Here is a 14320-nt window from a genome sequence, read left to right as displayed (position 1 = left end):
GCGTGTCCGGCGACCGCGCCGACGACGACCCGGGGTGACCGAATCCTCACCGGTGGGCGGCGGCCGGTCGATCGTGCGAACGGCTGCCCGCGCGCGCCGACCGGCCGAGAGCACACCACCGGGCTCCCGCCACCTAGGGGCCGCGGTGGCCGAGGATCAGGGGATCGCCGGGGTCGGGAGAGGCTCCGGCGAGGCGCCCGGGTTCTACGCTGAACGGCGTGACACTGCTCGCGACCGAGTCGCTGACCAAGACGTATGGAGGCCGGGTCACCGCGTTGGCCGACCTCACCGTGTCGGTCGAGCCGGGGATCATCGGGCTGGTGGGCGCGAACGGCGCCGGCAAGTCCACTCTGATCAAGATCCTGCTGGGTCTGCTCCCGCCGACCAGCGGCCGGGTGCAGGTGCTCGGCCTCGACCCCACCACCGACCCCGCCGCGGTCCGCGCCCGAGTCGGCTACATGCCCGAGCACGACGCCCTCCCGCCCGACCTGTCCGCCGCCGAGCTGGTCACCCACCTGGGCCGGATCAGCGGGCTGCCGCGCACCGTCGCCCGGGAACGGGCCTCCGAGGCGCTGCGCCACGTCGGTCTGCACGAGGAGCGGCACCGGGCCGTCGGTGGCTACTCCACCGGCATGAAGCAGCGGGTCAAGCTCGCCCAGGCGCTCGTACACGATCCCGACCTGCTGCTGCTCGACGAGCCGACGAACGGCCTCGACCCGGCCGGCCGGGACGCCATGCTCGCCCTGATCCACCGGATCGGCACCGAGTTCGGCATCTCGGTGGTGGTCTGCTCGCACCTGCTCGGCGAGGTGGAGCGGATCTGCGACACGCTCGTCGCCATCGACGGTGGCCGGTTGCTGCGCGCCGACCGGGTGTCCGCCATGACCACGGCCACCGACGTGCTCGCCGTCGAGGTGAGCGAGGGCACCGAGGAACTGGCCGCCCGGCTCACCGCGCTCGACCTGCCGGTGACCCGCGACGGGCGGCTGCTGCTCGTCCCGCTCGCCGACGACGCCACCTACGACCAGATCCTCGGCGCGGTCGCCGAGCTGGACCTGCCACTGCACCGGCTGGACCAGCGGCGGCACCGGGTGGCCGAACTCTTCGCCGCGAGGGAGCCCAGCCATGTCTGACGCGACCGGGGTCATCCACGACATCGGCTATCAGCGTTACACCGGTCCGCGGCTCGGCCGTCGGCAGGTCTTCGGCGCGCTCTACCTGCACGGCGTGCGTACCGTCTTCGGGCTGGGCCGCAGCGCCAAGGCCAAGATCTTCCCGTGGCTGGTCGTCTCCGTGGTGACTGTGGTGGCCGCCGGGGTGACCGCGGTGCGCAGCCAGATCGGCGAGGTGGTGATGACGTACGCCCAGTTCGCCGACGCGATGAGCTGGCTGGTCATCTTCTTCGCCGCGGTGGCCGCGCCCGAGCTGGTTTCCCGCGACCTGCGCAGCGGCGTGCTGCCGCTGTACTTCTCCCGCCCGCTGCCGCGCGGCGACTACGCGCTGTCCAAGCTGCTGGCGCTCGTCACCGCGCTGTGGCTGCTGCTCGGCGGTCCGCAGCTGGTGATGTTCCTCGGTGCCGCGTTCACCACGAACCGGGGCGTACGCGGGGTGTGGGACGAGCTGCTCGACCTGCTGCCCGGGCTGCTCTACGCCGGGCTCTGGGCGGTGGTGTTCGCCTCGATCGCCCTGCTCGTCGCCTCGCTCACCGGCAAGCGCGCGTTCGCCGCCGGCGGCATCGTGGCCGTCTTCCTGATGACCACCCCGGTGGTCGGCGTGCTGTCCATCCTGCCCTCGCAGACGATCAACCAGCTGGCCTTCGTGGCCTCCCCGCCGACGCTCGTCGGGGGCGTCGGCAACTGGGCGCTCGGCGACCGGCTGACCCAGGGACGGGGCGGCATGCCGATCGGCGACTTCGGGCCGGTCTACGCCGTGGCCGCCGTTCTGCTGGTCGCCGGCTGCGTCGCCCTGCTGCTCCTGCGATACCGGAAGGTGGCCGCCCGATGACGGCGATCAGCACCCAGGCGACGGCCGGCCCGCCCGCCGCCGCGACGAGCACGCTCGACCTGGCGGGCGTCTCCCGCTGGTACGGCAACGTGGTGGCGGTCAACGACGTCACCATGCGGCTCGGCCCCGGCGTGACCGGCCTGCTCGGTCCCAACGGCGCCGGGAAGACCACGCTGCTGCACATGATGGCGGGCTTCCTGTCCCCGTCGCGCGGCACAGTGGCGCTGGACGGGGAGCCGACCTGGCGCAACCCCGCCGTCTACCGGCGGCTCGGCCTGGTCAGCGAGCGCGAGGCGGTGCACACGTTCCTCAGCGCGTACGAGTTCGTGCTCGCCAGCGCCAAGCTGCACCGGCTGCCCGACCCGGAGGCCGCCACCCGGCGGGCGATCGAGCTGGTCGAGATGGAGGACGCCCAGACCCGCCGGATCGGCACCTACTCCAAGGGCATGCGGCAGCGCACCCGGGTCGCCGCCGCGCTCGTGCACGACCCGCAGGTGCTGCTGCTCGACGAGCCGTTCAACGGGATGGACCCGCGCCAGCGGCTGCACATGATGGCGCTGCTGCACCGGCTCGGCGACGCGGGGCGGACCATCCTGTTCAGCTCGCACATCCTGGAGGAGGTCGAGCAGGTCTCCGGCACGGTCCAGGTGATGGTGGCCGGCCGGCTCGCCGCGTCCGGCGACTACCGGACCATCCGCCGCCTGATGACCAACCGGCCGCACGTGTTCGGGGTCCGCTCCACCGACGACCGGGCGCTGGCGGTGGCGCTGATGGCCGAGGCGTCGGTCTCCGGCGTCGAGCTGGACCGAACCGGCCTGACGGTCAAGGCCGGCGACTACGGCGCGTTCACCCGGGCGCTGCCCCGGATCGCGCTCCGGCACGGCATCCGGGTCCGGCAGCTCCTGCCGGAGGACGAGTCGCTGGAGAGCGTCTTCTCGTATCTGGTGGAGGCATGATGTCGACAGTCACCTGGATCACCGCGCGCGGCCTGTTCGGCCGGAGCCGGTTCCTTATGCTGCTGCCGTTGCCGCTGGTCCTGATCGGCCTGGCGGTACTCTGCCGGTCGCTCGGCGTCGACCCGGGACAGTGGGGCCCGCCGGTGCTCGTCGGCCTCGGTCTCGCGGTGGTGCTGCCGGTGGTGGCGCTGATCGTGGGCACCGGCGTGCTCGGCGCGGAGATCGACGACGGCACCGTCGTGCACATCCTCACCAAGCCGCTGCCGCGCTGGCAGATCGTGCTGCCGAAGCTGGCGGTCGCGGCCGGCGTCACAGCGGTCACCGTCGGCGTCCCGATCTACGTCGCGGGCGTGCTCGCCGATTCGGTACGTCTCGGACTGGCGCTGGTCGCCGCCTCGGCGGCGGGCGCGCTGGCGTACTCGGCGCTGTTCCTGGCGCTGAGCCTGGTGACCCGGCGGCCGGTGCTGCTCGGCCTGGTCTACGTGCTGATCTGGGAGGGGCTGCTGGGCCGGTTCGTCAGCGGCACCCGGGTGCTGTCGATCCAGCAGTGGGTGATCGCCCTGGCCGACCGGATGGCGCCGACGCCGCTGCTCGGCACCACCGTCTCGGTGCCGGTCGCGGCGGTGCTCACCGCTCTGGTGGCGGTCGGGTTCACGGTGCTGGCGATCGACCGCCTGCGCTCGTTCAGCGTGGCCGGCGAGACGAGCTGAACCCGCCGGCGCGGCGGCGCCCTCCGCCCCCGCCGCCATGTCCGTGCCGCCGGTGACCCCGGCGCCGGCGGGCCTCGACGAGACCACCAGGAAGACCTGCGCGACGGCAGAGACGGACATCTCGGCTGCCCTCAAGGAGGTGGCCGAGGCGGAGAAGATCGGCCCGCCGGCCGGCCACTCGGCAGTCAGCGCCCAGTACACGGCCGGCGCGGCCACGCTCTACACGCACGCCTTCACCGGCAGCGACGAGGTGAACGGCGCGGTGAAGGGGGTCGCCGCCGCCATGACCGACCTCGCCGACAGTTGGGCCAGGGCGCCGGACAAGGCGGATCTCACCGCCGCCCGGGACAAGCTCAAGGCGGCGTGCGCGGCCGACTGAGGCACGTATCCGAAGGGCCGGCCCGGCCGGCCCTTCGGGGCGTTAACAAGGGCCCCTTCTACAACGCCAGGCGTTAAGAAGGGGCCCTTCCTTACACCGGGGCGGCGGTCAGAACGCGCAGGCGATGACCAGTTCGGTGGTGCGGTCGGGCAGCAGGTCCAGCTTCGCGATCCGGCCCGCCGACCGCAGGTCGTCGGCGACGTCGCCCAGCCGGTCGAGCACCGCCGCCGGTCCGAGCGCCTCGGCCAGCGGCACGTCCGCCTTCATCGAAAGCTTCCGCTCCGATTTTGCGCGGCGCACCTGACCCAGCGCGTCCGTCGCCAACCGCAGCAGTTCCGGGTCGCCCGGCGCCGCCATCGCGCGGCCCACCTCGTACGTGGTGGGCCAGGGGGAGCGGTGCACCGAGCCGTACCGCCACCACGACCAGACCTCCTCGGTGACGAACGGCAGCACCGGCGCGAACAGGCGCAACTGCACCGACAGCGCGGTCGCCAGCGCCGCCCGGGCCGAGTCGGCCGCCGCCCCGGAGCCGTAGGCGCGCTCCTTCACCAACTCGATGTAGTCGTCGCAGAACCGCCAGAAGAACGCCTCGCTGGCCATCAGTGCGGCCGTGTGGTCGTACGCGTCGAAGGCGGTGGTCGCGGTCGCGACCACGCCGGACAGTTCGGCGAGCATCGCGGTGTCCAGCGGTTGGGTCGCCGCGGCCCGCAGCGCGTCGGCGGCACCCAGCCCGAGCGCGAACCGCGACGCGTTGAGCAGCTTGGTGGCCAGCCGGCGGCCCACCTTGACCTGGGCCGGGTCGAAGGCGAGGTCCATGCCCGGCTTGCCGTTGGCGGCCCAGTAGCGGACCGCGTCGGACCCGTTGCTCTCCAGCAGCGCCATCGGCGTGACCACGTTGCCCTTGGACTTCGACATCTTCTTGCGGTCCGGGTCGAGGATCCAGCCGGACAGCACCGCCGTGTGCCACGGCAGCGCGCCGTGCTCCAGGTGGGACCGGGCCACCGTGGCGAACAGCCAGGTCCGGATGATGTCGTGCCCCTGCGGGCGCAGGTCCATCGGGAAGACCCGGGCGAACAGGTCCGGGTCGGTCTCCCAGCCGCCGACGATCTGCGGCGTCAGCGACGAGGTGGCCCAGGTGTCCAGCACGTCCGGGTCGCCGGTGAAACCACCCGGCTCGCCGCGCTGCGACTCCTCGTATCCGGGCGGCGGCTCGCTCGTCGGATCGATCGGGAGCATCGCCTCGTCCGGTGTGAGAGGGTGGGACCAGTCCGGCTCGCCAGCGTCGTCGAGCCGGTACCACACCGGCACCGGCACGCCGAAGAACCGCTGCCGGCTGACCAGCCAGTCGCCGGTGAGGCCACCCACCCAGTGCTCGTACCGGTGCCGCATGTGCTCCGGCACCCAGCGTAGCTCCCGCCCCCGGGCCAGCAGTTCCTCGCGCAGGCCGGCGTCCCGTCCGCCGTTGCGCAGATACCACTGCCGGGTCGAGACGATCTCCAGCGGCCGGTCGCCGCGCTCGTAGAACTTCACCGGGTGGGTGATCGGCCGCGGCTCGCCGACCAGGTCGCCCGCGTCGGCCAGCAGTTCCACGAGCGTCCGCCGGGCGCCGTTGACGGTCTGCCCGGCCAGCACCGCGTAGGGCTCCGCCGGCACGCCGGCCGGCGGTTCCGGCAGCAGGCGGCCGTCCCGGCCGATCACCACGCGGGTGTCCAGCCGCAGCTCACGCCACCAGGTCACGTCGGCCAGGTCACCGAACGTGCAGACCATCGCGATGCCCGTGCCCTTGGCCGGGTCCGCCAGCGGGTGCGCGCGCACCGGCACCTCGACCCCGAACACCGGGGTACGCGCAGCCGCGCCGACCAGGTCCGCGTACCGCTCGTCGTCGGGGTGGCAGACGAGCGCCACGCAGGCCGGCAGCAGTTCCGGGCGGGTGGTGTCGATCAGCACCTCGCGGCCGTCCGGACCGGTGAACCGCAGCCGGTGGTACGCGCCGGGCCGCTCCCGGTCCTCCAGCTCCGCCTGCGCGACGGCGGTCCCGTACCCGACGTCCCACAGCGTCGGCGCCTCGGCCTGGTACGCCTCGCCCCGCGCCAGGTTGCGCAGGAAGGCGCGTTGGCTGGCCGCGCGGGCCGCCGACCCGATCGTGGTGTACGTCAGCGACCAGTCCACCGACAGCCCGAGCCGCCGCCACAGCGCCTCGAACGCCTTCTCGTCCTCGACGGTGAGCAGTTCGCACAGCTCGATGAAGTTGCGCCGGGAGATCGGTGTCGGGTTCTTCCGGGCCGCGTCGTTCACCGGCGCGGCCGGCGGGCGCCAGTCGCTGTCGTACGGCAGCGCCGGGTCGGGACGCACGCCGTATACGTTCTGCACCCGGCGTTCGGTGGGCAGCCCGTTGTCGTCCCAGCCCATCGGGTAGAACACGGTGCGCCCGCGCATCCGCTGGAACCGGGCCACCGTGTCGGTGTGCGTGTACGAGAAGACGTGCCCCATGTGCAGCTCGCCCGACACGGTCGGCGGGGGAGTGTCGATCGCGTACACGTCCGACCGCTCCTTCGTCCGGTCGAACGCGTACGTGCCGTCGGACTGCCAGCGGCGGGCCCAGGTCTCCTCGAGGCCGTCCAGGCTCGGACGCTCGGGGACGCCGCCGCGGACGCTCCTCGTCGTGTCGGTCATCAGCCGATGGTAGGCAGCCCGCCCGCCCCACTCCACGACTTTCCCCACCGCCGCGCAGGGAGGGAGAGTCACAGCAGCGAGTCGCGCCACTGGCGGTGCAGGGCGGCGTAGCGGCCGTCGGCGGCGATCAGTTCGGCCGGCGGGCCGTCCTCCACGATCCGGCCGTCGTCGAGCACCAGCACCCGGTCGGCGATCTCCACTGTGGAGAGCCGGTGGGCGATCACCAACGCGGTACGGTCGCGCAGCACGTTGTGCAGCGCCCGCTGCACCAGCCGTTCGGTGGGCACGTCGAGCGACGAGGTCGCCTCGTCCAGGATCAGCACCCGTGGGTCGGCGAGGAACGCCCGGGCGAACGCGACGAGTTGCCGCTGCCCGGCGGAGAGCCGGCCGCCGCGGCGGTGCACGTCGGTGGCGTACCCGTCGGGCAGCGCGGCGATGAAGTCGTGCGCGCCGATCGCCCGCGCGGCCGCGACCACCGTCTCGTCGTCGGCGTCGGGCCGGCCGAACCTGATGTTGTCGGCCACGGATCCGCTGAACAGGTGGGTCTCCTGGGTCACCAGCACCACCGCCCGGCGCAGCTCGGCGTCGGCGAGATCGCGCAGGTCCACTCCGTCCAGACGGACCGCGCCCGCGTCCGGGTCGTGGAAGCGGGCCAGCAGCTTCGCGACTGTGGACTTTCCGGCCCCGGTCGGCCCGATCAACGCGACGGTCTGCCCGGGCGGCACGGTCAGGTCCAGGCCGGACAGGATCGGCGTCCCGCGGCGGTAGCCGAAGCCGACAGCGTGGAAGGTGACCGCCCCGCGCGACGGCCCGGCCGGCAGCGGCACCGGCCGCTCCGGTTCGGCCACCGCGGGCCGCTCGTCCAGCACCCCGGCCAGCTTCTCCAGCGCGGCGGTCGCCGACTGGAGCGAGTTGTAGAACTGGCTCAGCTCCTCCATCGGCTCGAAGAACCGGCGCAGGTAGAGCAGGAACGCGGCGAGCACGCCCACCTCCACGCCGCCGCCCAGCACCCGCCAGCCGCCGTACCCGAGCACCACCGCCGTGGTCAGGTTGCCGATCAGCCGGATGCCCGGTGAGTAGATCGCGATCAGCCGGAACGCGCGCAGGCTGGAGCGCCGGTAGTCGTCGTTGACGGTGGCGAAGATGCGGTCGTTGCGCTCCTCGCGCCGGTACGCCTGCACGGCCCGGATGCCGCGCAGCGACTCGACGAAGTGCACGATGACCAGCGCCACCGCCTCCCGGGTGCGCCGGTACGCCCCGGCCGAGGCGCGGGCGAACCAGCGGGACAGCACGAACAGGAACGGGAACGCGAGCAGCGTCACCGCGGCCAGTGGCAGATCCAGCCAGAGCAGGATGCCCGCCACCGACAGCACTGACAGCCCGGCCATCACCAGTTTGTCGATGCCGCCGTCGACCAGCTCGGCGATCGACTCCAGGTCGCTGGTCAGCCGGGACACCATCCGCCCGGACGTGTAGCGCTCGTGGAACCCGACGTCGAGGCGGAGGAAGTGCCCGTACACCCGGCGGCGCAGGTCCAGCAGGACGGCCTGGCCGATCCGGGCGGCGAGGGTGAGGAACGCGCGCCGGGCCGCGTACTCGACTGCGGTGGCGACCACGAACGCGACGGCGACGGCGATCAGTGGGCCGGGGTCGCCGCCCCGCAGCGGGCCGATGCCCCGGTCGATGCCGAGCATGACCAGGTACGGCCCGGACATGGCGGCGGCGTTCTGGGCCAGCAGCAACGCCACCGCCAGCCCGAGCGCCCGGCGGTGCGGGCGCAGCAGTCGCCGCAGCAGGAGCCGGCTGCGGGTACGCAGCCGGGTCACCGCCGCGGGGGACGAGTCCTCGGCCCGGCTGCGGTCGGCGTCCGGATCGGTGGCCCGTCCCCGCCAGTGGGACAGGTCCGCACCGCCGTCGTCGTGCGCGCCGGTCGTCGCGTGGCCGCCCGGTGGGGCCGGGTCACCGCTGCCGCCGCGCGCGCCGGTCGTGCCGGAGCCGTTCGGCGCGTCGCGGGGCCGGGGTACCCGCGGCGCGCGGCCGGTCACGACCGCACCAGGCCGACGCCGTCGCTTCGTCGCTCCGGCTCGGCGGACAGCACCGCCCGGTAGGCGGGCACCCGCGCCAGCAGCTCCGAGTGGGTGCCGACGGCGACGATCCGGCCGTCGTCCAGCAGCGCCACCCGGTCCGCCAGGGCCACCGTCGAGGGGCGGTGCGCCACCAGCAGGGTCGTGGTGGCGGTGTCCCGCAGCACCCGGCGCAGGGCCGCCTCGACGAGCGCCTCGGTGTGCACGTCGAGCGCGGAGAGCGGGTCGTCGAGCACCAGCACCGCGGGCCGACCGAGCACCGCACGCGCCAGCGCGAGGCGCTGCCGCTGCCCGCCGGACAGCGACAGCCCCTGCTCACCCACCCGGGTGGCCAGCCCCCAGGGCAGCTCGTACGCGAACTCCGCCTGGGCCAGCGCCAGCGCGGCCCGGACCTCGTCCTCGCCCGCGTCCGGCCGCCCCAGGGTGAGGTTCTCCCAGACCGACATGGAGAACAGCGTCGGTTCCTCGAACGCCACGGCGACCAGCCGGCGCAACGACTCCAGCCGCAGGTCACGCACGTCGTGCCCGTCGAGCGTGATCCGGCCGCGCGTCACCTCGTGCAGCCGGGGGACGAGCGACAGCAGCGTGCTCTTGCCGCAGCCGGTGACGCCGACCAGCGCCATCGTCTCGCCCGCCTCGACGGTCAGGTTCAGGTCGCTCAGCACCGGCGCGGACGTGCCGGGGTAGCGGAAGCCGACCCCCTCGAAGCGGAGCCGGCCACGTACCTCGCCCCGGGCGAGCGGCCGGGCGTGCGGAGCGTCCACGATGGTCGGCGGCGTGTCCAGGACCTCCTGGATCCGGTCGGCGGCGGTCGCCGCCTCCTGGCCGTTGGCGATGATCCAGCCCAGCGACTGCACCGGCCAGATCAGCATGAGCTGGAGACTGACGAACGCGACCAGCGCCCCGATGGACAGCACACCGTCGGCGACCGCCGCGGCGCCGGCCACCAGGACCGCGCCGAGTGTCAGGTTCGGCACCAGGTCGAACAGCGCGGAGGTACGCGCCAGCAGCCGGGCCTTGCCGATCCCGGTGTCGTGCAGCCGGCGCGCGCCGACGGTGAACCGGGCCGCCAGTTCCGGCCCCCGCCCGTACGCCCGCATGGTGCGCAACCCCAGCGCGGTCTCCTCGACCAGCGTGGCGACGTCGCCCTGCTGATCCTGCATCCGGCGCGACGCGGCGTGGTAGTGGCGGGCGAAGCGGCGGCTGATCAGGAACAGCGGTACGGCGCTCGCCGCGACCAGCAGCCCCAGCCACTGGTGCAGCCGGATCAGCAGCGCCACCACCGCCGCGTAGGTGACCAGGTTGAGCACCAGGAACAGCAGCCCGAAGGAGAGGAACCGCCGGATCACCGAGAGGTCGCTGGTGATCCGGGACAGCAACTGGCCGGACTGCCAGCGGTCGTGGAAGCCGGCCGGAAGCCGTTGCAGGTGGGCGTAGATGTCGGCGCGGATGGCGGCTTCCATGCCCACCGAGGACGACGACTGCGTCCAGCGGCGGATGAAGATGAGGACCGCCTCGGCCACGCCGAGCAGCAGTGCCAGGGCGCCGAGCCGGACCAGCCCGGCCTCGTCGTGCCGGGCCACCGGCCCGTCGACCACCCGCTGCACCACCAGCGGAACGGCCAGGCTGGCCGCGGTGGCCGCCAGCGCCGCGATCAGCAGCCAGGCGAACTCCATCGCGTACGGGCGCAGGTAGGGCCGCAGCCGCCAGAGGTTGCGCAGCGGCTGGGACCGGGCGTCGGTATGCGCCGCGGGGTTGCCGTCGCTGGACGCGGGCACTACCCGACGGTAGCCGCCGGGGGTGACAGTCCGGCTGTCAGCTAGCCGTCACCCGTCCCTCATGCCCGAGAAGCCACTTCTTCACGTCCAACCCCCAGCGGTATCCGCCGAGCGAGCCGTCGGTGCGCAGCACCCGGTGGCAGGGCACGAACAGCGCGGCGGCGTTGCGCGCGCAGGCCGCCGCGGCGGCCCGGATCGCCGCGGGTCGCCCGGCCAGCGCGGCGAACCCGGTGTAGGTGACCGGGCCGCCGGGCTTCACGTCGCGCAGCACCTGCCAGGCGTGCGTCAGAAAGAGGCCGCCGCTGTGCTGCTCGACCGGCACCGCGTCGATCGCGGCCAGGTCGCCGTCCAGGTAGGCCCGCACGGCCGCGGTCACCGGACCGAGGTCGGCCCGTTCCCGCGGTGCGCCGCGCAGGCTCGGGTGGATCAACGGCAGCAGAGCGGCCGGGTCGGCGGTGAAGCCCGCCGCGCGTACCGCCCCGGTCGGGCCGGCGAGCACGCTCAACGGGCCGGCGGGTGTGCCGATGACGGTGCTGTCCACAGTGCTCATGCTGCTCTCCAGAGTCGGATGGTCGCGTACGACCGCCAGGGGCGCCAGTGGCCGGCGTACGCGGACAGGGTCTTCGGGTCGTCGGACAGGCCGAGCGCTGCTGCGCCGCGGCGTACGCCCAGGTCGGTGGTGAGGGCGACATCGGGGTCGCCGAGTGCGCGCATGGCCAGGTAGCCGGTGGTCCAGGGGCCGACGCCGGGCACCGCGGCCAGGAGCCGGACCGCCTCCTCCCGGTCGCCGCCGGGTTCCAGGTCGAGTTCGCCGCCGGCGACCGCGCGGGCGAGCGCCCGGAGCGTCTCGCGGCGTGCCGCCGGCATCCGGAACGCCGTGTCGGGCGCCGCGAGCAGCTCCGCCGGGCCGGGGAAGGCCACCAGGCCGTCCGCCGGGTCGTCGGCACCCGCCCCGCTCGCGGTTCGGGTGGCGGCGAGCAGGCGGGTGAGCGTGGTCCGCGCCGAGGCCAGCGAGACCTGCTGGGTGGTGACGGCGCGGACGGCCAGCTCGAAACCGTCGACCGCGTGCGGCAGCCGGACGCCGGGTTCGGCCGCGACGGCCGGGGCCAGTGCCGGGTCGGCGGCCAGTGTGGCGTCCACCGCGACCGGGTCGGCGTCCAGGTCGAGCAGGCGGCGGCAGCGGGCCACCGCGGGGGCCAGGTCGCGCATGTCGGCCAGCCGCAGCGTGGCGTCGATGTGGCCGTCGGCGGGGGTCAGCGCCACCGTGGCGGGACCGTGCGGCAGGCGCAGCCCACGGTGGTAGGTGCCGTCGCGGACCACCTCGACGCCGGGTAGCGCGCGCAGCGCGAGGAAGTCCAGCAGCGCGCCCGCGTGCAGCGGGGGCCGGTGTGCCAGCCGCAGCGAGAGCGTGCCCGCACCGGTGGTCGCCGCCGGGTCACGCCGGCCGGTCCGCAGCTCGGAGGGTGTGCCGCCGTAGACCTCGCGGACCGTGTCGTTGAACTGCCGGACGCTGCCGAACCCGGCGGCGAAGGCCACGTCGGCCAGGCCGAGGCCGGTGGTCTCGATCAGGAGCCGGGCGGTCTGCGCGCGCTGGGCCCGGGCCAGTGCCAGCGGACCGGCGCCCAGTTCGGCCCGGAGCATCCGGTGCAGGTGCCGTTCGGTGTAGCCCAGCCGGGTGGCCAGCCCGGGCACCCCGTCCCGGTCCACCACGCCGTCGGCGATCAGGCGCATGGCGCGGCCGACCAGGTCGGCCCGGACGTCCCACTGGGGTGAGCCCGGTGCCGCGTCCGGCCGGCACCGGCGGCACGCCCGCAGCCCGGCCCCCTGGGCGGCGGCGGCGGACGGGAAGAACCGGACGTTCCGCCGCTTCGGCGTCATCGCCGGACAGGACGGCCGGCAGTAGATCCCGGTCGACGTCACGCCGGTGTAGAACCAGCCGTCGAACCGCGGGTCGCGGCTGTCGACGGCTCGATAGCACCGCTCGAAGTCCAGCTCCATGCCACGATCCTGCCTCGCAGCTCCCGGGCGCGGCTGGCGGGATTCGGACATGACGTGCGGCGGTCGCGCCAGCCCGGGGAAGTGGCGGTGTCCCGGGCCCCGGGACACCGCCACTCCGCCGAGGTGGCGTGGATCATGGCCGACGGACCCGAGAAAGTGTCGTAAGTGGTCGGTAGCGTCCCGCCACCAACTCAAGAAGAGGTGCGGGGCATGGCGAGCGTGGCCGGGCGGGGTGTCCACTGATGCGATCGGGGCGGGCACCGTTGGACGCCGCGGTGGTGGAGGGCTTCTACGAGCGGATGCGGGTGGTGGCGCCGGCCGCGTACGGCGCGATCGAGCGCGACCGGGCAGGTGACCCCGGTCGCCCCTTCGCGGACACCGCCTGCGGGCGGCTGGCCGGTTCGCTCGACCCGGACGGGCTGCGCGCGCTCGGCATGTGGGCGCACCACTGGTGCATGCGCTTCTACGACGACGACACCCGGGTCGGCCTGCGGCTGGTCCGCGAGATCGCCGCCCGCTCGGGCCTGGGCTGGACCGCCGACGAGGTGCGCTGGCTGCTCGACCGGTCGTACGCGGCCGGTCCCGCCGCCGCGCACCGGTTCACGCTGCCGCTCGCGGCTGCGGCGCAGCTACCGGCCGGTGTGCTGCCCGAGGGCATCGCCGCCGACGCGTGGCCGGACGACTGGCGCCGGCTGCGGGCCGGCTGACCGCGCCGCCATCCGACCGACGCGTGGCCGGCCGGTGCCGCCGTCGGGCCGCCCGAACCGGCCCGCGTGCCGGTCGCCGTCGGCGCGTCCGCGTCGCCGCCCGGCTGCGGGCGCGACGATCGGTCCGGCATCTGGGCGAGCACCATGGCCCCCACTGCCACCGCGAACCCGGTGAGCTGGACCGGGTCGAGTGCCTGGCCGAGCACCGCCCAGCCGAGCGCCGCCGCGGTGAGCGGGCTGAGCGCGCCGAGCACCGACACCCGGGACACCGGCAGTCGCGCCGCGCCCCGGAACCACAGCACGTACGCCAGCGCGGTGCCGGCCAGCCCGAGCCACGCGTACCCGAGAAGTGCCGGTCCGTCGGGCACTGGTGGCGCGCCCTCGACGGCGGCGGCGACCGGCGCGATCATCAGGCCACCGGCGACGAGCTGCCAGCTCGTCACGGCGAGGACGCCCACTCCGGGCGGCCGGCCCCAGCGGCGGGTGAGCACCAGCCCGGCGGCCATCGTCACGGCCCCGGCCAGGCCGGCGGCGACGCCGAGCGGGTCGAGGCCGGCGCCCGGACGCAGCACCACGAGGGCCACGCCGAGCGGCGCGGCCACGGCGGCGGCCAGCGCCGGCCGGGTGGGGCGGTCGCGGAGCAGCGCGACGGTCAGGACCGCCACCAGGAGCGGTTGCGCGGCGCCGAGGACGGCGGCGGTGCCGCCGGGGAGCCGGTACGCGGCGAGGAACAGCAGCGGGAAGAACACCCCGATGTTCAGCGCGCCGAGCACTGCGGCTCGACCCCACCAGCGGCCGTGTGGTCGTCGGTGGGTCAGGGCGAGCAGCAGCAGACCGGCCGGCAGGGCGCGGATCGCCCCGGCCCAGAGCGGCCGGTCCGGGGGAAGGAATTCGGCGGTGACCAGGTAGGTGGTGCCCCAGGTGATCGGTGCGGCGGCGGTGAGCGCGACGTCGGTCCAGCGGGGGTTCACGGCGGCCCCTTTCTCGTTCCTAAGTATCTTAGCGCTAAGCTAATCAGGCCCGAGCGAAAA

11 protein-coding genes and 1 pseudogene are annotated in these 14320 nt (G+C 74.3%); 6 read left to right on the top strand and 6 right to left on the bottom strand.

Going from position 1 to position 14320, the window contains the following annotated elements:
• Positions 1 to 218: 218 nt before the first annotated feature.
• From GA0070215_RS01050 to GA0070215_RS01030, 5 genes are read left to right on the top strand one after another with little or no spacing between them, the layout of a single operon-like run.
• Complete coding sequence (locus GA0070215_RS01050) at positions 219 to 1133, top strand: ABC transporter ATP-binding protein (RefSeq protein ID WP_013288493.1); 915 nt, start codon at positions 219 to 221, stop codon at positions 1131 to 1133.
• Positions 1126 to 2004 (top strand): ABC transporter permease, encoded by an 879-nt coding sequence (locus GA0070215_RS01045; RefSeq protein ID WP_018784679.1) that lies wholly within the window; start codon positions 1126 to 1128, stop codon positions 2002 to 2004. The genes GA0070215_RS01050 and GA0070215_RS01045 overlap by 8 nt, the downstream gene beginning before the upstream one ends.
• Positions 2001 to 2960, top strand: a complete 960-nt coding sequence (locus GA0070215_RS01040) for an ABC transporter ATP-binding protein (protein ID WP_091040980.1) — start codon at positions 2001 to 2003, stop codon at positions 2958 to 2960. Before GA0070215_RS01045 ends, GA0070215_RS01040 begins: the two co-directional genes overlap by 4 nt.
• On the top strand, positions 2960 to 3670 hold the full coding sequence (locus GA0070215_RS01035) for an ABC transporter permease (protein ID WP_018784681.1): 711 nt from the start codon (positions 2960 to 2962) through the stop codon (positions 3668 to 3670). Before GA0070215_RS01040 ends, GA0070215_RS01035 begins: the two co-directional genes overlap by 1 nt.
• 37 nt (positions 3671 to 3707) lie before the next feature.
• Entirely contained in the window at positions 3708 to 4049 is a 342-nt protein-coding gene (locus tag GA0070215_RS01030; protein WP_244166823.1) for a hypothetical protein, read from the top strand.
• 108 nt (positions 4050 to 4157) lie between these two features.
• Here GA0070215_RS01030 and valS read toward each other — a convergent pair whose 3' ends face one another.
• The 5 genes from valS to GA0070215_RS01005 form a co-directional block, all read right to left on the bottom strand.
• Complete coding sequence (gene valS, locus GA0070215_RS01025) at positions 4158 to 6722, bottom strand: valine--tRNA ligase (RefSeq protein ID WP_091040978.1); 2565 nt, start codon at positions 6720 to 6722, stop codon at positions 4158 to 4160.
• A gap of 68 nt (positions 6723 to 6790) precedes the next feature.
• The gene (locus GA0070215_RS01020) at positions 6791 to 8623 is read right to left on the bottom strand and encodes an ABC transporter ATP-binding protein (RefSeq protein ID WP_244166836.1); all 1833 of its coding nucleotides are present in this window, start codon (positions 8621 to 8623) and stop codon (positions 6791 to 6793) included.
• A 140-nt stretch (positions 8624 to 8763) separates the two neighbouring features.
• Positions 8764 to 10584, bottom strand: coding sequence for an ABC transporter ATP-binding protein (locus GA0070215_RS01015; protein ID WP_091040973.1), 1821 nt, complete (start codon positions 10582 to 10584; stop codon positions 8764 to 8766).
• A gap of 37 nt (positions 10585 to 10621) precedes the next feature.
• Positions 10622 to 11134: a methylated-DNA--[protein]-cysteine S-methyltransferase gene (locus GA0070215_RS01010; protein ID WP_091040970.1), complete on the bottom strand. Its 513-nt coding sequence runs from the start codon at positions 11132 to 11134 to the stop codon at positions 10622 to 10624.
• Positions 11131 to 12582, bottom strand: a complete 1452-nt coding sequence (locus GA0070215_RS01005; RefSeq protein WP_091040968.1) for an AlkA N-terminal domain-containing protein — start codon at positions 12580 to 12582, stop codon at positions 11131 to 11133. The genes GA0070215_RS01010 and GA0070215_RS01005 overlap by 4 nt, the downstream gene beginning before the upstream one ends.
• A 242-nt stretch (positions 12583 to 12824) precedes the next feature.
• Here GA0070215_RS01005 and GA0070215_RS28790 point away from each other — a divergent pair, with 242 nt between their 5' ends.
• Positions 12825 to 13289 carry a hypothetical protein gene (locus GA0070215_RS28790; RefSeq protein WP_231394717.1) on the top strand — a complete coding sequence of 155 codons (465 nt, stop codon included), beginning with the start codon at positions 12825 to 12827 and terminating at the stop codon, positions 13287 to 13289.
• A gap of 149 nt (positions 13290 to 13438) precedes the next feature.
• On the opposite strand, the pseudogene GA0070215_RS28785 reads toward GA0070215_RS28790, so the two are convergent.
• Positions 13439 to 14260, bottom strand: a pseudogene (locus GA0070215_RS28785) (EamA family transporter); the annotation flags it as partial.
• Positions 14261 to 14320 lie beyond the last annotated feature (60 nt).

This window comes from Micromonospora marina, from assembly GCF_900091565.1.
GTDB classification, from domain to species: Bacteria; Actinomycetota; Actinomycetes; order Mycobacteriales; family Micromonosporaceae; genus Micromonospora; species Micromonospora marina.
Note: the sequence above shows the minus strand (reverse complement) of the source record. Positions and strands in the feature narration are given on the sequence as shown.